The 19835-nt window shown below is 63.1% G+C and carries 15 protein-coding genes; 8 read left to right on the top strand and 7 right to left on the bottom strand.

All coding sequences use genetic code 11. The features are described from left to right. Window positions 1-16: 16 nt before the first annotated feature. The 3 genes from FJ430_RS19550 to FJ430_RS19560 all read right to left on the bottom strand — a co-directional run bounded on the left by FJ430_RS19550 (window position 17) and on the right by FJ430_RS19560 (window position 4928). Window positions 17-787 (bottom strand): HAD family hydrolase, encoded by a 771-nt coding sequence (locus FJ430_RS19550; RefSeq protein ID WP_413467790.1) that lies wholly within the window; start codon window positions 785-787, stop codon window positions 17-19. A 74-nt stretch (window positions 788-861) separates the two neighbouring features. Next, a complete protein-coding gene (locus FJ430_RS19555; RefSeq protein ID WP_140708629.1) occupies window positions 862-1083 on the bottom strand; it encodes a DUF2188 domain-containing protein in 222 nt (73 codons plus the stop codon). A gap of 68 nt (window positions 1084-1151) precedes the next feature. Then, the gene (locus tag FJ430_RS19560; RefSeq protein WP_140708631.1) at window positions 1152-4928 is read right to left on the bottom strand and encodes a vitamin B12-dependent ribonucleotide reductase; all 3777 of its coding nucleotides are present in this window, start codon (window positions 4926-4928) and stop codon (window positions 1152-1154) included. A gap of 712 nt (window positions 4929-5640) precedes the next feature. On the opposite strand from FJ430_RS19560, the gene gltX reads away from it, so the two are divergent. Then, window positions 5641-7014 carry a glutamate--tRNA ligase gene (gene gltX / locus FJ430_RS19565; RefSeq protein WP_140708633.1) on the top strand — a complete coding sequence of 458 codons (1374 nt, stop codon included), beginning with the start codon at window positions 5641-5643 and terminating at the stop codon, window positions 7012-7014. Here gltX and FJ430_RS19570 read toward each other — a convergent pair. Further along, window positions 6932-8158: a DUF2865 domain-containing protein gene (locus FJ430_RS19570; protein WP_140708635.1), complete on the bottom strand. Its 1227-nt coding sequence runs from the start codon at window positions 8156-8158 to the stop codon at window positions 6932-6934. The genes gltX and FJ430_RS19570 overlap by 83 nt on opposite strands. 218 nt (window positions 8159-8376) lie before the next feature. Between FJ430_RS19570 and FJ430_RS19575 the strand changes: the two genes are divergently transcribed. Beyond that, the gene (locus tag FJ430_RS19575) at window positions 8377-9018 is read left to right on the top strand and encodes a DUF1287 domain-containing protein (protein ID WP_226891792.1); all 642 of its coding nucleotides are present in this window, start codon (window positions 8377-8379) and stop codon (window positions 9016-9018) included. Window positions 9019-9035: 17 nt separating this feature from the next. Here FJ430_RS19575 and FJ430_RS19580 read toward each other — a convergent pair whose 3' ends face one another. Together FJ430_RS19580 and FJ430_RS19585 are read right to left on the bottom strand one after the other, a co-directional pair. Continuing rightward, window positions 9036-11360, bottom strand: coding sequence for an NADP-dependent malic enzyme (locus FJ430_RS19580; RefSeq protein WP_140708637.1), 2325 nt, complete (start codon window positions 11358-11360; stop codon window positions 9036-9038). A 162-nt stretch (window positions 11361-11522) separates the two neighbouring features. Beyond that, a complete protein-coding gene (locus tag FJ430_RS19585; protein WP_140708639.1) occupies window positions 11523-12302 on the bottom strand; it encodes an SDR family oxidoreductase in 780 nt (259 codons plus the stop codon). Window positions 12303-12422: 120 nt separating this feature from the next. Between FJ430_RS19585 and FJ430_RS19590 the strand changes: the two genes are divergently transcribed. Together FJ430_RS19590 and FJ430_RS19595 are read left to right on the top strand one after the other, a co-directional pair. Beyond that, a complete protein-coding gene (locus FJ430_RS19590) occupies window positions 12423-13253 on the top strand; it encodes a UDP-2,3-diacylglucosamine diphosphatase (RefSeq protein ID WP_140648087.1) in 831 nt (276 codons plus the stop codon). A 198-nt stretch (window positions 13254-13451) separates the two neighbouring features. Further along, window positions 13452-14666 carry an MFS transporter gene (locus FJ430_RS19595; RefSeq protein WP_140708641.1) on the top strand — a complete coding sequence of 405 codons (1215 nt, stop codon included), beginning with the start codon at window positions 13452-13454 and terminating at the stop codon, window positions 14664-14666. On the opposite strand, the gene dgcA is transcribed toward FJ430_RS19595, so the two are convergent. Next, window positions 14637-15620, bottom strand: a complete 984-nt coding sequence (dgcA, locus tag FJ430_RS19600) for an N-acetyl-D-Glu racemase DgcA (protein ID WP_140708643.1) — start codon at window positions 15618-15620, stop codon at window positions 14637-14639. The genes FJ430_RS19595 and dgcA overlap by 30 nt on opposite strands. A 77-nt stretch (window positions 15621-15697) precedes the next feature. Here dgcA and FJ430_RS19605 point away from each other — a divergent pair, with 77 nt between their 5' ends. The 4 genes from FJ430_RS19605 to FJ430_RS19620 are packed head-to-tail and all read left to right on the top strand — an operon-like array spanning window position 15698 to window position 19775. Beyond that, window positions 15698-16882, top strand: a complete 1185-nt coding sequence (locus tag FJ430_RS19605; protein WP_140648090.1) for an ABC transporter permease — start codon at window positions 15698-15700, stop codon at window positions 16880-16882. Between the two features lies 1 nt (window position 16883). Next, window positions 16884-17696 (top strand): ABC transporter ATP-binding protein, encoded by an 813-nt coding sequence (locus tag FJ430_RS19610; protein ID WP_140708645.1) that lies wholly within the window; start codon window positions 16884-16886, stop codon window positions 17694-17696. Window positions 17697-17710: 14 nt separating this feature from the next. Then, window positions 17711-19084 carry an MlaD family protein gene (locus FJ430_RS19615; RefSeq protein ID WP_140648092.1) on the top strand — a complete coding sequence of 458 codons (1374 nt, stop codon included), beginning with the start codon at window positions 17711-17713 and terminating at the stop codon, window positions 19082-19084. Window positions 19085-19121: 37 nt separating this feature from the next. After that, window positions 19122-19775 carry an ABC-type transport auxiliary lipoprotein family protein gene (locus tag FJ430_RS19620; protein WP_413467791.1) on the top strand — a complete coding sequence of 218 codons (654 nt, stop codon included), beginning with the start codon at window positions 19122-19124 and terminating at the stop codon, window positions 19773-19775. The last annotated feature ends 60 nt before the right edge of the window (window positions 19776-19835 follow it).

The following is a 19835-nucleotide window of genomic DNA, read 5'->3' on the forward strand; positions in this document are numbered from 1 at the left end:
ATAGAGACTTCGCTGCTTACTTCGAAAGCGATCGATAATATTGCTCCGACGCGATTTTCTCCATCGTGGCCTTTACAATCCTGTCGATCGGCGAGGCTTCTTGATAGTCGGCTGGCGCGATGAAATTGACGCGTCCATCACTGAGCATCTTCTGAGATTTCGTCTTGGCGCCTTTGGTATGTGGCCTGAACACAGCAATCGAGGTACCACCAAGATTCTTGACAAGGCGAAAACATGGAACGTCTGTCAGGCCGTCCCCTATGTATATCATATTCGAGAAAGGGACGGGCCGCTCTTCAGGAGGAATATATTCGTTTATCAATGAGTTGTCGTATACGTTGTGGCTACCTTTATTTATTCGAAATAGATATTGTGTTTTTGTTGTGTAATTTAAAGCCAGCGCTGGCCACACAGCGATTCCGTGATGATCATAACAAAAAGATGACGCATAGATATTCTCAAAATATTTCGATATATTGCTCCCAGATATCATCTCTCTAATTCCAGATGAGATGACATGATGGGAAATCTTTAGACCGCCCTCCTTGCCATATTCGTTTATACGGGCAAACCATTGCTCGACGCCATCGAATAGCTCAAGCTCTTTTCCAAATTTTTCAAAATCCTCCTTTCGGACTTTGACCTCTTTGCCTGATGCCTTTGCAAGCATTAACTTCATATATATAAGAATTTCATCCGCATCGTGCTTGACGCAGTCGGCCTTCACCTCAGTCCAAAACGCCTTTTTCGTCATTCCAATGGCAGGAATGAAATCTCGCTCCTGCATATTTCCAGGAGCGAGAGTGCCGTCAAAGTCGTAGCATATTGCTAGAGGAAGTAGCTTTCGCGGCAACCGTTTAACTATCCTTTCGGCGGGTAATCGTCATTACCGTATGAGTTCCGAGCTCTGATTTTACCGTCCGCCCCTTGCAATAGTGCTTCACTTTGTGCCCCACGCGCTAGTCTTCTGGTTTCCGACCACGCTTCAGCCTGCGTGGTATGAACGGATGATGCGCGGCTAGCACCTTCCCTCTTTACGGCCCAGCCGTCGCTACGCCTAGTAGTCCAATAATTCTTCGCCATCGTTCTCTCCCTTGCGAACAAAACGCGAACAAACCTAGATCAATGCATTCCCGGTGGCAATCTGATTCTCAGCTGCACCCGCTCGTCGACCCACACGTGTCGCACTTCTCGCAGGTGCCGTTCCGCACCATGGTGAAGTTGTGGCACTCGGAGCATTCGTTGCCCGTGTAGCCCTGGAGCAGCGACTGCTGGCGCCTTGTCGCGGCGAGCTTCTTCGCCTCGGCGGCCTCGTTGGCGGCAGCGTCGGTGAAGAGGGCTTCCGCGCCGCCGGCGGCCTCGGCTTCCTCTTCCACCATATCCTCGGCCAGTTCCCTGGCGCGCTCCTCATAGTCGCGCTTGTAGGCGATGGCCTCGTCGCTGGCCGGCTTCAGCGCCAGCACGTTGGAGCCTGAGAAGGCGGTGGGCGCCGCGCGGGCAGGGGCGGTCGACGGCCCCGAGCCGCCGAAACCCTTCGGGTCTGAGCCAGCAGCCGACACCAGCTTCACCGGCGAGGCGCCGCGATAGAGGCCCTTGGAGAAGGGCGTCGCCTTGCCTTCGGTGATGCCGCGGCCGAGCGCGGTCTTGTCGAAGTCCGACTGGTCGACATGGGCGAGGTCGTGGCGGCCGAGATAGGAGACGGCAAGCTCGCGGAACACATAGTCGAGGATCGACGTCGCGTTCTTGATGGCGTCGTTGCCCTGCACCATGCCGGCCGGCTCGAACTTGGTGAAGGTGAAGGCCTCGACATATTCATCGAGCGGCACGCCATATTGCAGGCCGAGCGAGATGGCGATGGCGAAGTTGTTCATCATCGCGCGGAAGGCGGCGCCTTCCTTGTGCATGTCGATGAAGATCTCGCCCAGGCGGCCGTCGTCGAATTCGCCGGTCCTGAGATACACCTTGTGGCCGCCGACGACGGCCTTCTGCGTGTAGCCCTTGCGGCGGTTCGGCAGCTTCTCGCGGTCGCGGTAGAGCCGCTCGATGACGCGCTCGACGATCTTTTCCGTCACCTGGACGGCGCGCTGTGCGGCAGGCGCGGCGATCAGCTGCTCGACCGCCTCGTCCTCGTCGTCCTCGCCGTCGGCGAGCAGCGAGGCATTGAGCGGCTGCGACAGCTTCGAGCCATCGCGATAAAGCGCGTTCGCCTTCAGCGCCAGCTTCCACGACAGCATATAGGCGTTCTTGGCGTCCTCGACCGTCGCCTCGTTCGGCATGTTGATGGTCTTGGAAATGGCGCCCGAGATGAAGGGCTGCGCGGCCGCCATCATCAGGATGTGGCTGTTGATCGAGAGCGAGCGCTTGCCGATCTTGCCGCAGGGGCTGGCGCAATCGAACACCGGCAGATGCTCGGCCTTGAGGAAGGGCGCGCCTTCGAGCGTCATGGCACCGCAGACATGGATGTTGGCGGCGTCGATGTCCTTCTTCGAGAAGCCGAGAGCCGGCAGCATCTCGAAGGAGATGTCGCCGAGCTGCTCGTCGGTGAAGCCGAGCGTCTCCTTCACCCAGTCGGCGCCGAGCGTCCACTGGTTGAACACGAACTTGATGTCGAAGGCCGACTTCAGCGCGGCATTCAGCGCCGCGATCTTCTCGTCGCTGAAGCCCTTGGCCTTGAGCGAGGACGGGTTGATGCCGGGCGCCTGGTTGAGATTGCCGTGGCCGACCGCGTAGGCCTCGATCTCGGCGATCTGGCTTTCGGAGTAGCCCAGCGTCCTGAGCGCTTCCGGCACGGCGCGGTTGATGATCTTGAAATAGCCGCCGCCGGCGAGCTTCTTGAACTTCACCAGCGCGAAGTCGGGCTCGATGCCGGTGGTGTCGCAATCCATGACCAGACCGATCGTGCCGGTCGGCGCGATCACGGTCGCCTGCGCGTTGCGGTAGCCATGCTCCTCGCCGAGCTCGATGGCGCGGTCCCAGGCAGCGCGGGCATGCTCGGCCAAAGCCTGCTGCTTCAGGTCGGCGGCGACCAGCGGCACCGGGTTGACGGCGAGCTTCTCGTAGCCGTCCTTGTCGCCGTAAGCGGCGCGGCGGTGATTGCGCATGACACGCAGCATGTTCTGTGCGTTGCGGTCATAGTCCGGGAAGGCGCCGAGCTCGGCGGCCATCTCGGCCGAGGTCGAATAGGCGACGCCGGTCATGATGGCGGTGAGCGCTGCACAGATCGCGCGGCCCTCGTCGGAGTCGTAAGGGATGCCCGAGGTCATCAGCAGGCCGCCGATATTGGCGTAGCCGAGGCCGAGCGTGCGGTAGTCGTAGGAGAGCTTGGCGATCTCCTTGGACGGGAACTGCGCCATCATCACCGAGATTTCGAGCACGACGGTCCACAGGCGAACGGTGTGCTCGTAGGCGGCGATGTCGATCGTGCCGTCTTCGCGGCGGTAGGGCAAAAGGTTGATCGAGGCGAGGTTGCAGGCCGTGTCGTCGAGGAACATGTATTCCGAGCACGGGTTGGAGGCCCGGATCGCACCGGCGGAAGCGCAGGTGTGCCAGTCGTTCATCGTCGTGTTGAAATGCAGGCCCGGATCGGCGGAAGCCCAGGCGGCGTAGCCGATCTTTTCCCACAGATCCCGCGCCTTCAGCGTCTTCAGCACCTTGCCGTCCTTGCGGGCGGTAAGCTGCCAGTCGCCATCGGCCTCGACGGCGCGCAGGAAGTTGTCCTTCAGCGACACCGAATTGTTGGAGTTCTGGCCGGAGACGGTGAGGTAGGCGTCCGAATCCCAGTCGGTGTCGTAGGTCTTGAACGACATCGAGGTGTAGCCCTGGCGGGCGAACTGGATGACGCGGTAGATGTAGTTCTCCGGCACGGCGTCTTTCTTGGCCGCCTTGATCTCGCGCTTCAGCGCGGTGTTCAAAGCCGGATCGAAGCAGTCGTCGTCATGACCTTCGCAATTGACGCAAGCCTTCATGATGGCTTCGAGATGCTTCTTGACGATCTTGGAGCCGGTCACCAGCGAGGCGACCTTCTGCTCTTCGTTGACCTTCCAGTCGATGAAGTCCTCGATATCCGGGTGGTCGGCGTCGACGATGACCATTTTCGCCGCACGGCGCGTCGTGCCGCCCGACTTGATGGCGCCCGCCGCGCGGTCGCCGATCTTGAGGAAGCTCATCAGGCCGGACGAGCGGCCGCCGCCGGACAGCTTTTCGCCTTCGCCGCGCAACATCGAGAAGTTCGAGCCGGTGCCGGAGCCGTATTTGAACAGGCGCGCCTCGCGCACCCACAAATCCATGATGCCGCCCTCGTTGACGAGATCGTCCTGCACGCCCTGGATGAAGCAGGCATGCGGCTGCGGATGCTCGTAGGAGGACTTCGACTTGGTCAGCTTGCCGGTGAAGGGGTCGACATAGAAGTGGCCCTGGCTCGGGCCGTCGATGCCGTAGGCCCAGTGCAGGCCGGTGTTGAACCACTGCGGCGAGTTCGGCGCGACGCGCTGGGTGGCGAGCATATAGGCGAGCTCGTCGCGGAAGGCGCGCGCGTCGTCCTCGGATTTGAAGTAGCCGCCCTTGTAACCCCAGTAGGTCCAGGTGCCGGCGAGGCGATCGAAGACCTGGCGGGCGTCGGTTTCCGAACCATAGCGCTCAGCCTCGGGCAGCTTGGCGAGCTCAGCCTCGTCGGCAACCGAACGCCACAGGAAGGAGGGGACGTCGTTCTCCTCGACCTTCTTCAGGCGCGCCGGCACGCCGGCCTTGCGGAAATATTTCTGCGCCAGGATGTCGGCCGCGACCTGGCTGAACTGCGCTGGCACATCGATGTTATCGAGGCGGAACACCACCGAGCCGTCGGGATTCTTGATCTCCGACAAAGCCTTGCGGAATTCGATCTCCGCATAGGCAGACTGATCTGGCTTGGTGAAGCGACGCTCGATGCGCATTGGTCCCGTTCCTTTGTGTCTATATATAGCGCTTTTCCCCAGGGATTGCTGCCCCACATGGCGAAAAGCGCAGTCCGTCGTTTGCCGGCATCGCGGGCGACGCCAACACTCTCCTCGTCGCAAGTGCCGGCACGCAGACAGCAAGACGCTTTCCCAAGCATCCGCCCGGGCTGCAGGCCGACCCTCGCGGGTCCCTAAACTGAAACTTTTGTCGATTCCCTCCGTAGAGGGAGGTTCACACTATCTAGCGTCGAGCCTGCCTGCAAACACTAAATATAGTGTTAACAGATCATTTTTTCCAGACCGACAATTCTCCCTTTCGCCCACCCAAGCCCTAAAGATCCCCACGCCTCCGCCGGCCTCGTGAACAGGCGGAAATCCGGGCAAAACGCACAAAATCCGGGAAAAAAGACCGGGCTCGAAACTCTCCGGTCGCGCCCGCAACAGGAGCGCATGGCCTATAAAAAGCGACTCGTTCCGACCCGTCAAGGATTCGTTTTTGTAGCTTTTGTGACCCCAACATCTTGTGTGTCACATATGTGGATAACGGGGACATAGGAAGCTTGGGTTCGCAGGCACTTGACGCGGTTTATCAGTCTGCCGTGAAGCATGTCGGGCCGTCGGCTTTTCATTTTAGCTGGCTTGCACTATCTGTTGCGTTCGCGCGGGGGCGCGCCTTGTCAACACCAAAAGCATCCGCTACGCCCCGCTCATGACAGTTACTGTACGTTTTGCCCCATCGCCGACCGGCCGCATCCATATCGGCAATGCGCGCACCGCGCTGTTCAATTGGCTTTTCGCCATGAACAACAAGGGCCGTTTCATCCAGCGCTTCGACGACACCGACATTGCCCGCTCGAAGCAGGAATATGCCGATTCCATCCTGTACGACCTGCATTGGCTGGGCATCTTCCCGGATGTCACCGAATACCAGTCGCGTCGCTTCGAGATTTATGACGCTGCGGTCGAGCGGCTGAAGGCGGGGCGGGTGCTCTATGCCTGCTACGAAACGCCTGAAGAACTCGACCTGCGCCGCAAGGTGCGCCGCACGCGCGGCCTGCCGCCGGTCTATGGCCGCGAGGCGCTGACGCTGACGCCGGAGCAGGTGGCCGAATACCAGTCGGATGGCCGCCGGCCGCATTGGCGCTTCCTGCTGCCCAACTTCACCGGCGATCCGCTGCAGCCGGAGCGCACCGAAGTGCATTGGAACGACCTCGTGCGCGGCGAGGAGACCGTCGACCTCGCCTCGCTGTCGGATCCCGTCCTGGTGCGCGAGGACGGCACTTATCTCTACACGCTGCCTTCGGTGGTCGACGACATCGATATGGGCGTCAGCCACGTCATTCGCGGCGACGACCACGTCACCAACACCGGCGTGCAGATCGCCATCTTCAAGGCGCTCGGCGCCGAGCCGCCGGTCTTCGGCCACCACAATCTGCTCACTACCGTGTCGGGCGAGGGGCTGTCGAAGCGCACCGGCGCGCTGTCGATCGAAAGCCTGCGCGAGGACGGCATCGAGCCGATGGCGGTCGCGTCGCTGGCCGTGCTGGTCGGCACGTCGGAAAATGTCACCGCCGCGCATGATCTCAACGAGCTTGCCGGCCATTTCGACCCGGCTGCGACGTCCAAGTCCGCCTCCAAATTCGACCCGGACGAGCTCTTCGTGCTCAACCGCACGCTGATCCATCATATGCCGTTCGAGGAAGCGCGCGACCGGCTCATAGTGCTGGGCATTTCCGGCGACAAGGCCGAGCCGTTCTGGCTTGCCGTGCGCGGCAATCTCGACCGCCTGTCGGACGCGGTCGCCTGGTGGCGAATCCTGAGCGAGGGTCCGCAGGAGCCGGCGGAATTTTCCGGCGAAGACCGCGATTTCCTCAATCAGGCGTTCGACGTTCTCCCCGAGGAGCCGTGGAACGGCACGGTCTGGAAGGACTGGACCGGCAAGATCAAGGAAGCAACGGGGCGCAAGGGCAAGCCGCTGTTCATGCCGCTGAGGCTCGCCCTTACCGGGCGGACTTCGGGGCCGGAGCTTTCAGATCTATTGCCGCTGATGGGTCGGGAAGGAACGCTGGCCCGACGACCCTGACCTTGCGCTGATCCGGCGGCAGCGCCGAGACCGGCGACACCGGCACCTTGGTGATCAGCCGCTTGATCGCATCCTGGTCGAGCCCGCCCTCGGTATTGGCGAGCGTTTCCGGATCGGCGCCGGGATCCGGCTTGGACGCCGGCACGGGAATGAAGGGCGCGGCCTCGCCGTCGGGCCGCGACTGTTCGGGATTGGGCGGGTTGCCGCCGATGATCGTGAAGTTGCCGGCTTGCGCGTTGCAGCCGCAGGTCGGCGGCCGTGAATAATTGGCCTGCTTGTAGAGATAGGCGGTCGGCAGCTCGCTGTAGGGTTGACCGGTCGCAGACGAAGTCATCGAGCCAGAGTCGTCGTCCATTCCACGCGAATAGAAGACTTGCATTTCGGTGCCTGGGCAGCTCGATTCGCAGTTTTTCTGGTCGCGCTCGAAGTCGCCGATGGAAGCCGCGTTGGACATCGGGAAGAAATAGCCGTCGCAGGTGCGCACGCACATGGTGTGGAACTCGCCGCCCAGTCGCGGCAGGTCCATGCCGTCCGGCTGGTTGATGACGCGGCGGATGTTGCGCTCGCCGGGATCATCGGAAGGCACCTCCGAGTCCGGCATATCGGGGGCGTCGGGCGTTTCGAGCTGCTGGTCCTGGCGGCCGAAAAGCTGCTCGAACAGATTGCCGCCGCCATTGTCGCGGGCCGCCTCCCGAAGCGGGGCGCGGCGCGGCGCGATCTCGTCGTCGCGGCAGCCATTGGCGTCGAGCGCCGCCAGGATGCGGCTGCGGTCGCGCCGCGTGCCGCCGTCGGCCAGCCGCTCGCGCTTGGCCTGCAACGTGTCGAGATTGGCGTTCATGCGCTGGATCGAGGCATTGATCGCCGCGCATTGGCTGACATTTCGCGAAAACAGCGTGAAGCCGCAATTGGCGTCGCCCGCCCGGCTGCGGGCCTTGGCAAGCTGCTCGCGCTGGCGCTGGATGGCATCATCATATTTGCGCACGATGCCCGGCCCTCCGCCGCCACCGCGTGTCGCGGCGAGTTCGGCTTCGAGCTGCCTGCAAGCGCGCGAGGCCGCCTCGGACTCGGTCACGGCGACGACCGAGCCTGCAAGCGCTGCAAGCAGCGCCATCAGGTGGGTCAGCTTCAACCCCGCGCCTTTCATCCGAAACCCCAAATCGCCTGTTCGACCCGAAGCTACGCTGCCGTGGTTAATCGACTATGCCAGAGTCGGAGCCACTGAGCTCAAGGACAATTCGGCGTGAAACGTTTTCAACCGGAAACACAACCTCCGTCGCCAGCCGCAAAACGCCGAGAGCCTAAAAAAGACGCTTTCGCGCGGGACCAATTGCGCGAATTCGGCTTGCAAGAGAGGGGCGATGCATGATCCCGATTACCCGTCGAAGCGCGCTGCAGCTCGGCCTTCTGTTCCTGGCCGTGCCGTACGCGATGGCCAGAAAAGCCACGCCTGAGGCGATGGCGAAGATCGCCACGCCTGAATGGACCTTCAGGCTGGTCGATGCCGCGCGCAGGCAGATCGGCGTCACCACGCTCTACGATCCGACTTACACCCGCATCCCCTATCCCGGCGGCGATGTCGCGCAGGACCGGGGCGTGTGCACGGATGTCGTGATCCGAGCCTATCGCCACGCCTTCCGGCTCGACCTACAAAAGCTGGTGCATGAGGACATGCTGGCCGATTTCTCCGCCTATCCCAAGGCCTGGGGTTTGAAATCGACCGATCCGAACATCGACCACCGCAGAGTGCCCAATCTCGCCGTGTTCTTCGAACGGCGGGGGGCTTCGCTCGCCGTCAGCGACGATCCTGCCGACTATCAGCCGGGCGATCTCGTCACCCAGATGCTGCCCGGCAACCTGACGCATATCGCCATCGTCTCCACCAACCGCTCGACCGAGGCACCGGAACGGCCACTGGTCATCCACAATATCGGCCGGGGCGCCCGCGAGGAGGACACGCTCTTTGTCTTCAGGCGGACGGGGCATTTCCGCTTCGCGCCTGCCTAGGCAGGCCTCAACACACCCTAACCCAGATCGACCACCGCCTGCGCCTTGTGCGCCGCCTCGACCACGGCTAGCGCGGTCATGTTGACGACGCCGCGCGAGGTCACCGACGGCGTCAATATATGCGCGGGCTTGTCCGTGCCGAGCAGGATCGGCCCGACATGCAGCGCGTCCATCATGGCGCGCAGCGCCGTCAGCGTGATGTTGGCCGAATCGAGGTTCGGGAAGACCAGCAGATTGGCTTCGCCCTTCAGCCTGGAATGCGGATAGACGCGCTGGCGCAGATGCTCCGAAAGTGCTGTATCGGCATGCATTTCGCCGTCGCACTGCAAGCCGGGCGCGATGCGGCCGAGGATTTCCGCCGCGCGGCGCATCTTCAGCGCGCTCGGGGAATCGCGCGAGCCGAAATCCGAATGCGACAGAAGCGCTGCCTTCGGCTCGATGCCGAAGCGCTGGATTTCCTCCGCCGCCAGCACCGTCATTTCGGCGATCTCCTCCGCGGTCGGGTCGACCGAGACATGTGTGTCGGTGAGGAAGATGATGCCACGCTGCGAGATCAGCATCGACAGCGTCGACAGGTCATGATCCTTGATGCCGGCGCGCGGCCCGATGATCAGCGTGACATTGCGCAGATGCCGCTCGAAGCGGCCTTCGAGGCCGCAGACCATGGCGTCCGCGTCGCCGCGCTTCAGCGCCAGGGCCGCGATCACCGTGTTGTCGGTGCGCACCATGGTGCGGGCCGCTTCCGTCGTCACGCCGCGGCGGCCGGCCAGTTCGATCAGGAGGTCGACATAGTGGCGATAGCGCGGATCGTCCTCCGGGTTGATCAGGGCGAAATCGACGCCCGGCCGGATGCGCAGGCCGTAGCGCTTCAGCCTGACCTCCACCACATGCGGGCGGCCGATCAGGGTCGGTTCGGCGATGCCTTCCTCCAGCACCACCTGCGCCGCGCGCAGCACGCGCTCGTCCTCGCCGTCGGCATATATGACACGCTTGGCGCTTGAAGCCTTGGCCGAGGAGAACACCGGCTTCATCACCAGGCCGGAGCGGAAGACGAAGCGGTTCAGCTTGTCGATATAGGCGGCGAAGTCGGCGATCGGTCGCGTCGCGACGCCGGTGTCGCAGGCAGCCTTGGCCACCGCCGGCGCGATGCGCAGGATGAGGCGCGGGTCGAAGGGCGAGGGGATCAGGAAATCAGGACCGAACATCGGGGTCTCGCCGGAATAGGCGCGCGCCGCGACATCCGATGGCTCCTCGCGCGCAAGGGCGGCGATCGCGCGGACCGCCGCCATCTTCATCTCCTCGTTGATGGCGCTGGCGCCGCAATCGAGCGCGCCGCGGAAGATGTAAGGAAAGCAAAGCACGTTGTTGACTTGATTGGGAAAATCCGAGCGCCCGGTGCAGATCATGGCGTCCGGCCGCGCGGCTCTTGCCGCTTCCGGCATGATCTCGGGATTAGGGTTGGCCAAAGCCAGGATCAGCGGCTTCGGCGCCATATGCCGCAGCAGCTCCGGCTTCAGCACGCCGGCGGCGGAAAGGCCGAGGAAGACGTCGGCACCGGGAATGACGTCGGCCAGCGTGCGCGCCTCGGTATCCTTCACATACGGGTCTTTCCAGCGATCCATCTCCTCGACGCGGCCCTTGTGGGCGACGCCGAAACGGTCGGTCACCCAGATGTTTTCGACCTTGGCGCCGAGCGAGACCAGAAGGTTGAGGCAGGCGAGCGCCGCGGCACCCGCGCCGGAAGTGACAATCTTGATGTCGGAGATTGCCTTGCCGGCCAGTTCCAGCCCGTTGAGCACCGCGGCTGCAACGATGATCGCGGTGCCGTGCTGGTCGTCGTGGAAGACCGGGATGCCCATGCGGGCTTTCAGCCGCTCCTCGACCTCGAAACATTCAGGCGCCTTGATGTCCTCGAGGTTGATGCCGCCGAAGGTCGGTTCGAGCGCCGCGACGGTCTCGACCATGCGCTCGATCTCCGGCGCGTCGATCTCGATGTCGAAGACGTCGATGCCGGCGAATTTCTTGAACAGCACCGCCTTGCCTTCCATCACCGGCTTGGAGGCGAGCGGACCAATATTGCCGAGCCCAAGCACGGCGGAGCCATTGGAAACGACGCCAACGAGGTTGGCGCGCGCGGTGTAATCGGCGGCGGTGGCGGGATCGTCGCGGATCTCGAGGCAGGGCGCGGCCACCCCCGGCGAATAGGCAAGCGCCAGGTCGCGCTGGTTGCCGAGCGGCTTCGTGGCCTGGATTTCGAGCTTTCCCGGCGTCGGGTGCTTGTGGAAGAAGAGGGCGGCCTCGTCGAGGTCCGACCGGGCCGTTTTCTTGCTCTCGCCGTCCATCCGGCCCTCCCTCTGTTCCTGATTTGGAGCCTTTTAGCATGCGCCGACGAGTTTTCGCGACGGCAAATCGCGGACCCCGGTCTTCACAATGCCGGAGCGAAAATAATCAACCGATTCCAGACGGTTGGCTCGGAAGCCTCAGGCGTATTGGATTGGCGGCGGTCAAAACGCGCTGACGTAGAGACCGCCGTCGACCGGGATGTTCTGGCCGGTGAGGTAGCCGGCATGGACGGAGCAGAGGAAGGCGCAGATCTGACCGAATTCCTCCGGCGTGCCGAGACGTTTTGCCGGCACGTCGGCGCTGATGCGGGCCTTGCGCGCGGCGGCCGCGGCCGGGTCTTCCTCGGTGCCGGCCTCATGCGGGCCGCGCAGCCGGTCGGTATCGAGCTTGCCGGGCAAGAGGCTGTTGATGGTGACGTTGCGGTCGATCACCGTGCGCGCCACGCCGGCGAGGAACGAGGTCAGGCCGGCGCGCGCGCCGGACGACAGGTCGAGGCCGGGGATCGGCACATAGACCGACAGCGAGGTGATGTTGACGATGCGGCCGAAGCCGCGCTTGGCCATGCCGCCGATCACCGCCTGGACGAGTTCGATCGGCGTGACCATGTTCTGCGTAACGCCCTCGAGGATCTTTGCGCGGTCGAGCTCGCGAAAATCGCGCAGCGGCGGGCCGCCATTGTTGTTGACCAGGATGTCGGGGTCTGGGCAGGCGGCGAGTATCGCTTTCTGCACATCCGGCTTCGACACGTCGCCGGCAACTTCGATGACCTTGACGCCGAACCGGTCGCGGATGTCCTTGGCGGTCTTGGCCACCAGTTCGGCGTTGCGACCGTTGACGACGAGATCGACGCCGGCTTCGGCAAGCGCAATGGCGCAGCCGCGCCCCAGTCCCTTGCTCGAGGCGCAGACGATGGCCTTCTTCCCGCGAATGCCGAGATCCATGACGTTTTCTCCTGATTGACTTGCGCGCAAGCTAGCGCCTGGGCTGGATCAACCGCAACCGTCATACGGTTGTTGCATGAATCGGGGCATAGGCACGCGAAAGCAAAGGGTAAAATCGTCATGTCAGACCCAGAGCCCCGCACTTTCCGCGCCCTGTTCATTTCCGACGTGCATCTCGGCTCGAAAGCGGCCAAGGCCGATTTCCTGATCGACTTCCTGCGCTATCACGACGCCGAAATCATCTATCTGGTCGGCGATATCGTCGACGGCTGGCGGCTGCGGCGCAGCTGGCACTGGCCGCAGAGCCACAACGACGTGGTTCAGAAGCTGCTGCGCAAGGCGCGCAAGGGCGCTTCGATCACCTACATCGCCGGCAATCACGACGAATTCGCCCGCCAGTTCCAGGGCGTGCATTTCGGCGGAATCGTCGTCGCCGACCGCGCCATCCATGAGACCGCCGACGGCCGGCGCCTGCTGGTTATCCACGGCGACCAGTTCGACACGGTGGTGCACAACCAGCGCTGGCTCGCCTATCTCGGCGACTATGCCTATGACACGGCGATGGTGATCAATCGGGTGGTGACCAAGCTGCGCCACCTGCTCGGCCTGCCTTACTGGTCGTTCTCGTCATGGGCGAAGGTCAAGGTCAAGAAGGCGGTGAACTTCATCGGCTCGTTCCAGACCGTGCTTTCAGAAGAGGCACGGCGCTCGCATGTCGACGGCGTGATCTGCGGCCACATCCATCACGCCGCGATCGAAAGCTATGGCGACGTGCAGTACATCAACACCGGCGACTGGGTGGAAAGCTGCACGGCGGTGGTCGAGCATTTCGATGGCCGCATGGAGATCCTGACTTGGGCGCATGTCCTCCCTGAGACCACCGCAGGCAGCGACGTGCTGGTGCCGGTCGACATCATCGACCTGAAAGGCAGGGCGGCTCAGGCGGCTTGAATGCAGCTGCCTTTTCCGGTTCCGCCTGCTTTCCTGGTCGCGCTGACATGAGGCGCGAGCCGCGCTCGCTCCCAGGCCCCGTCCGTCAACAGCTTTGCTCTTGATCGATTGATCCAGCCAGTTCCGCCGCGCTTTGCCTCATGTTAGGGATCGAGACACGTTGCATGGGTGTCGTATGCAGCGAAATTGGATCGATTCATGTCGCTGCCGCCGCTATCGCCAGAACAACTTGTCAAGCCAAGCCATTTCGAACTGCGCATGAGCCTGATCTTCGCGACCTTGTTCGTGTCGCAAGGTACCCATCTGCCTTATTTTCCGCTCTGGCTGCAGGCGAAAGGTTTTCATGCCGAGCAGATCGCGGTCATCCTGGCGGCGCCAATGTTCCTGCGTGTCGTGACAACGCCGGTGCTGACCGCGTTCGCCGACCGCGCGAATGACCGAGCCAATGTCTATATCGCATTGGTCGCCGGCTCGATGGTCGTCTCCGCCGGCTATTTCCTGCCGGCCACCTACGCCATAGTGCTCGCCGTCTCGCTTTTGCTGACGATCGTCTGGACGCCGCATTCGCCGATGGCCGATTCGCTGGCGTTGTCAGGCGTGCGGCGCTTCGGCTCGAATTACACGGCGATGCGCAAATGGGGCTCGATCTCGTATCTCGGCGCCAATGTCGTGGGTGGCTTCATCCTGGCGGCCACGGGTCCGCAGGCGGTTCCGGCCATCATCTTCATTGCGCTCGGCGCGGCGCTGGTCGCGGCGCTGCTGTCGCCGCGCATGGGGCGACCGCGCAAGGCCTCGCCGCTTTCGGCGACCGAGATCCAGCATAAGGCGCCGAGCCTGTTCAACGCCTATTTCCTTTATTTCACGCTTGGCGTCGGCATCATCACCGCCAGCCACGCCTTCCTCTACGGCTTCGTCTCGATCTATTGGAAATCGATCGGCATAGGCGATTCCGTCGTTGGCCTGCTATGGGCTTGGGGCGTGGTCTCCGAAGTTTGCATGTTCCTGTTTTTCAACCGTATTTTTGCGTCCATCTCGGTCGTCAGGGTAATGGTGATCGCCGGTATCGGTTCGATCGTGCGCTGGATCGCCTTTCCGCTGGTCTGGCCGCTCGGCCTGGGCGTCGCCGGCTTCTTCCTTGTTCAGACGCTGCATTCGGTGTCGGTGGCAATGGTGTTGATCGGCCTGCAGAAGATGATCGGCGAGACGGTCTCCGAAGAGCGCACGGGTGCTGCGCAAGGCATCGCCTATTTCTTCAACGGCTTCTTCATGGCGGCGGTGACGCTGGCTTCCGGCCCCCTTTATGAGCGGCTTGGCGTCGACGGTTTCCTGGCGATGATCCCGATCGCGATCATCGGCATGGTGCTGATAGGCCTCGCTTCCCGCTCAGCCCCAAAGCACCCGCTCAGGGGGTGAAACCAGCGATCCCCGGTAGACAAGGCCGGGCTCGCGGTCGCGCGCAAGCAGCAGCGGGCCGTCGAGGTCGACGAAGTCCGCGTCCTGCGCCAGGAGCACCGCCGGCGCCATGGCGAGCGAGGTGCCGACCATGCAACCCACCATGATGCCGAAGCCAAGGTCGCGCGCGCGGTCGCGCAGCTTCAACGCCTCTGTCAGGCCGCCGGATTTGTCGAGCTTGATGTTGACGGCGTCGTAGAGGCCGACCAGCGCATCGAGGTCTTTCGCCGCATGAACGCTTTCGTCGGCGCAGACCGGCACCGGATGTGCAATCCGGCGCAGGATGTCGTCCTTGCCCGCCGGCAGCGGCTGCTCGACCAGCGTGACGCCGTGTTGCGCGGCGAAAGCGAGGTTCGCCTCGATATTTTCGTCGGTCCAACCCTCATTGGCATCCAGGATGATGCGGCTTTCGGGAGCGGCTTCCGTCACCGCGCGGATTCTGGCCATGTCGTTGTCGCCGCCGATCTTGACCTTCAGCAAGGGCCGCGTGGCGTTGGCGCGCGCCTGCGCGGCCATGGCCTCCGGTGTGGCGAGCGACAGGGTGTAGGCGGTTTCCAGCGGCCTGGTCGGAACGGCCCCGATCGCCACCGCCACCGGCGTGCCGGTGAGCTTGGCTTCCAAGTCCCATAACGCGCAGTCGATGGCGTTTCGCGCGGCGCCCGCGGACATGGCCGCAAGCAGGGCGGTCCGGTCGATGCCGGCGACGATCCGATCACACATGGCTTCGATGGCCGCGCGCACCCCCTCCATGGTCTCGCCGTAGCGCTTGTAGGGCACGCATTCGCCACGGCCGGAACGTCCCCCGTCAGCGATCGTTACGGTGATGACTTCGGCCTCGGTTTTGGATCCGCGCGAGATGGTGAAGGTGCCGGCGATCGGAAATCGCTCCATTTCGACCGAAATGACACGCGCCATAATTTTCTTCTCCGGCTGTGCGACACCAGTCTGCCGGCAAATCGACACGCCAGTCCGGTCACGCTAAACAGGACGCCATGTTGACCATTCGCAAACGCGACGCAAGCGGCGAGGCCAAGGACGCCGAGCATCGGCCACGCGTTGCCGTGGGCGAGGAAGGAGGCGTGCTGGGCTGCGCCTTTTCCGGTGTGTGGACGACGCGCACCGTGGCTCTGGTCGATGCCGACATGCGCAAGATCGAGGGGAAAAGCGGCGCAAAGCAGCTGATGCTCGATCTTTCCCACATCGAAAAGATGGACACAGCCGGCGCCTGGCTTATCGACCGACTGGCGAGCGCCTTCGAGAAGAAAGGCGTCGAGGTCCATTTGCAGGGGCAGAGCGAGATCGCCTCGATCCTGCTCGGCGCTGTCGGCGATGCGGTTCGCCGTGAGCCCGAATCGGGCCCGTCCGGGCCGCCCAACATCATCCTGCGCGCGCTGGAGCTGGTTGGCCGGCGGGTCTATGAGATGCGCGACGATTTCCTCGCTTCGATGAACATCCTCGGCGCCACGATCCGCGGCGCGCAGATGAAGCTTGGCCGCGGCCACGCGGTCAACCTGGCCGCGATCTTCAACCAGATCGATCGCATGGGCGTCGGCGCGATACCGGTGGTGGTGCTGATGTCGGCCATTGTCGGCGCCATCGTCGCCCAGCAGGGCGCCTACCAGCTCAGCTATTTCGGCGCCAACATCTTCGTCGTCGACCTGGTCGGGGTGCTGATCCTGCGCGAGCTCGGCGTGCTGATGACGGCGATCATGCTCGCGGGACGTTCAGGCAGCGCCATCACCGCCGAGATCGGCTCCATGAAGATGCGCGAGGAAGTCGACGCGCTGAAGGTGATCGGCCTCAATCCGATCGGCGTGCTGGTCTTTCCGCGGCTCGTCGCGTTGGTGATCGGGCTGCCGTGCCTCACCATCATCGCCAATTTCGCCGCGCTTGCCGGCGGCATCGTCGCCGCCTGGCTCTATTCCGATATTCCACCGGCCGCGTTCATCGACAGGCTGCGCGTCGCCATCGATCTCAGCACCATCTTTGCCGGCCTGATCAAGGCGCCGTTCATGGCCCTGATCATCGGCATCATTGCCTCGGTCGAGGGCATGAAGGTCGGCGGCAGCGCCGAATCGCTCGGCCTGCACGTGACCGCATCGGTGGTGAAGTCGATCTTCGTCGTCATCATCCTCGACGGGCTTTTCGCCATGTTCTACGCAGCGATCGGGTTCTGAGATGGCAAACGGCAACGGCGCAGCGGCAGCGCAGGATACCAACGACGACGAAATCGTGCTTTCAGTGCGCAACGTCACCGTGGCCATCGACGGCAAGCTGATCCTCGACAAGCTCTCGCTCGACATCAAGCGCGGGGAGATCCTTGGCTTTGTCGGCGCTTCGGGCGCCGGCAAATCGGTGCTGTTGCGCACCATATTGGGGCTGATGCCGAAGCAATCGGGGACGATCAGCCTGTTCGGCGTCGATGTCGACAAGGCGAGCGACGCCGACCGCCTGCGCATCGACATGCGGCTCGGCGTCCTTTTCCAGCATGGCGCGCTGTTTTCGGCGCTGACGGTGCTGGAAAACGTCCAGGTGCCGATGCGTGAATATCTCGACCTGCCCAGGGCGCTTATGGATGAGCTCGCCTTGCTCAAGATCGAGCTGGTCGGGTTGCCGGCCGACGCCGCACAGAAGTTTCCGTCCGAGTTGTCCGGCGGCATGATCAAGCGCGCGGCGCTCGCCCGCGCGTTGGCGCTCGACCCTGACATCGTCTTTCTCGACGAGCCGACCTCCGGCCTCGATCCGATCAGCGCGGCCGAATTCGACGAGTTGGTCGTCAAGCTGCGCGACACCATGGACCTGACCGTCTACATGGTCACGCACGATCTCGACACGCTGTTCACCGCTTGCGACCACGTGGCGGTGCTCGGCAAGAAGCGGGTGCTGGTCGAAGGCACGATCGACGATATGCTGAAGAGCGAGGAGCCGTGGGTGAAGTCCTATTTCCGCGGAAAACGCGCCCGGCAACTTGATCTTGCGGCGCGCGCATAGCCATAAGTGAGGCGATGGAAACAAGAGCCAACTACATTATTGTCGGCATCTTCACGCTGGGTGCGATCCTGGCGGCCTTTGCCTTCGTCTATTGGACCGCGGCGATCGGCGACAGAGGCGAAACGACAATGCTGCGCGTGCGCATTCCAGGTTCGGCCTCGGGCCTCGGCCGCGGCAGCTTCGTGCTGTTCAACGGCGTCAAGGTCGGTGACGTCAAACGTGTGTATATCGACGTCGACAATCCGACGGTAGCCATTGCCGACACCGAGATCGACCGCATGACGCCGATCACCAAGTCGACACAGGCCGATATTGGCCTTGCCGGCTTGACCGGCCAGGCCAATATCGAACTCCGGGGCGCCGACCCCAAGGAAGCGAAGCTGCTCGACGAGGCGGAAAAAGAGGGCAGGATCCCCGAGATAACCGCCAATCCGTCGGCGGTCACCAACCTTCTGCAGACGGCGCAGAACATCTTCACCCGCGCCGACAAGGTGCTGAGCGAGCTCGAAGGCTTCACCAAGGACGTTCGCGGCCCGCTGACGCAGACGGTCAAGAATGTCGAGACCTTCTCGGATGCGCTGGCCAAGAACTCCGACGGGATCGACAAGTTCCTGTCGGCGGTGAGCTCGCTTTCGGATCAACTGAAGAATGTCTCGGGCCGACTCGACAGCACGCTGAAGGCCGCCGAAGGCCTGCTCAATTCCGTCGACAAGGACCAGATCAAGAGCATCGTGGCCAATGTCGACACGGTGACGGCGAATCTGAAGGAGACCTCGAAGCAGTTCGATACAGTCATCGGCAACGTCAACACGGCGGTCGGCTCGATCAACGATTTCGCCAAGCAGACGCAAGGGACATTGGCCAAGGTCAACGGCGTGCTCGACGGCATCGATCCGGCCGACGTCAAGGCCGCTTTGGCCAACATCCAGAAGGCCAGCGCCAGCGCCGACAAGGCGGCCTCGGACATCGCCAAGGTGACCGACAAGATCGCCAACCGCTCCGACGATATCGACCAGACCATCAAGGACGCCCGCCAGCTCGCGCAGCGGCTCAACGACGCCTCGGTGCGCGTCGACGGCATCCTGGCCAAGGTCGACAAGATCCTCGGCTCCGGCGAGGCCGACGGCGTGATGGCCGATGCCAGGGCGACGCTGAAATCCTTCAAGCAGGTGGCCGACACGCTGAATGCGCGGCTCGGCACCATCACCGACAATCTGGCGCGTTTTTCCGGCCAGGGCCTGCAGAACGTCGAGGCGCTCGTGCAGGACAGCCGGCGCTCGATCAACCGCATCGAGGAAGCGGTGACCGACCTCAGCCGCAATCCGCAGCGCATTCTGTCCGGTGGCGACGGCGAGGTCCGGCAGTTCGATGGAAGGACACGGCGTTGACTTCGGCTGCCGCGACCGCCAAGAAAATGAGCCGCGAATGCGGGTTGATCGTAAGATCCGGGGACAACGGGGATCACGCGTGAAGTCGGTCAGGGTGGGAGCGGGTCGTCTGAGATTGTCCGCGGCAGCGTTGCTGGTGCTTTCGGTTGCCGGTTGCGCGGCCCTGGGCGGCAAGCCGGCGCCGCTCGACACGTTCGAATTGTCGGCGCCGTCGGTCGACATGCATGCCCACAGCCGCCGCCAGATCCTGATAGCCCAGCCGTCGGCACTCAAGGCGCTGGACAGCCAGAACATCGTCATCAGGCCTTCCGACCGGTCGATCCAGTTCCTGAAGGGCGCGCAATGGGCGGACCGGCTGCCACTGATCGTGCAGGCGAGGCTGGCCGAAACCTTCCAGCGCTCCGGCAGCTTTGCCGGCGTCGGCAAGCCGGGCGAGGGGCTGGCGATCGACTACCAGATCATCGTCGAGGTGCGCTCCTTCGAGGTGCGCGTCGACGGCGGCGAGCATGCCGATGTCGACCTGTTCGTGCGCATCCTTAACGACCGCGATGGCGAGGTGCGCGCCTCGAAGAACTTCACCGCGAGCGCGCCGGTCTCCGGCAGCGGCAACGCTGCCTATGTCGGCGCGCTGGACAACGCCTTCGGCCAGGCGGCGACCGACATCGTCCGCTGGACGGATTCGACGATCTGAGCGCCGGACAGGCAATCAAACTCCAACATAAAAAAGGCGGGCCTCGGCCCGCCTTTTTGT

The sequence above is a fragment of the Mesorhizobium sp. B2-8-5 genome, from assembly GCF_006440675.2.
Lineage (GTDB): Bacteria > Pseudomonadota > Alphaproteobacteria > Rhizobiales > Rhizobiaceae > Mesorhizobium.

Bases quoted from the DNA above. Each gene is read 5' to 3' on its own strand.
- FJ430_RS19550 (WP_413467790.1), bottom strand. From the start codon at position 787: ATGCAGGAGCGAGATTTCATTCCTGCCATTGGAATGACGAAAAAGGCG.
- FJ430_RS19555 (WP_140708629.1), bottom strand. From the start codon at position 1,083: ATGGCGAAGAATTATTGGACTACTAGGCGTAGCGACGGCTGGGCCGTA.
- FJ430_RS19560 (WP_140708631.1), bottom strand. From the start codon at position 4,928: ATGCGCATCGAGCGTCGCTTCACCAAGCCAGATCAGTCTGCCTATGCG.
- gltX (WP_140708633.1), top strand. From the start codon at position 5,641: ATGACAGTTACTGTACGTTTTGCCCCATCGCCGACCGGCCGCATCCAT.
- FJ430_RS19570 (WP_140708635.1), bottom strand. From the start codon at position 8,158: ATGAAAGGCGCGGGGTTGAAGCTGACCCACCTGATGGCGCTGCTTGCA.
- FJ430_RS19575 (WP_226891792.1), top strand. From the start codon at position 8,377: ATGATCCCGATTACCCGTCGAAGCGCGCTGCAGCTCGGCCTTCTGTTC.
- FJ430_RS19580 (WP_140708637.1), bottom strand. From the start codon at position 11,360: ATGGACGGCGAGAGCAAGAAAACGGCCCGGTCGGACCTCGACGAGGCC.
- FJ430_RS19585 (WP_140708639.1), bottom strand. From the start codon at position 12,302: ATGGATCTCGGCATTCGCGGGAAGAAGGCCATCGTCTGCGCCTCGAGC.
- FJ430_RS19590 (WP_140648087.1), top strand. From the start codon at position 12,423: ATGTCAGACCCAGAGCCCCGCACTTTCCGCGCCCTGTTCATTTCCGAC.
- FJ430_RS19595 (WP_140708641.1), top strand. From the start codon at position 13,452: ATGTCGCTGCCGCCGCTATCGCCAGAACAACTTGTCAAGCCAAGCCAT.
- dgcA (WP_140708643.1), bottom strand. From the start codon at position 15,620: ATGGCGCGTGTCATTTCGGTCGAAATGGAGCGATTTCCGATCGCCGGC.
- FJ430_RS19605 (WP_140648090.1), top strand. From the start codon at position 15,698: ATGTTGACCATTCGCAAACGCGACGCAAGCGGCGAGGCCAAGGACGCC.
- FJ430_RS19610 (WP_140708645.1), top strand. From the start codon at position 16,884: ATGGCAAACGGCAACGGCGCAGCGGCAGCGCAGGATACCAACGACGAC.
- FJ430_RS19615 (WP_140648092.1), top strand. From the start codon at position 17,711: ATGGAAACAAGAGCCAACTACATTATTGTCGGCATCTTCACGCTGGGT.
- FJ430_RS19620 (WP_413467791.1), top strand. From the start codon at position 19,122: ATGCGGGTTGATCGTAAGATCCGGGGACAACGGGGATCACGCGTGAAG.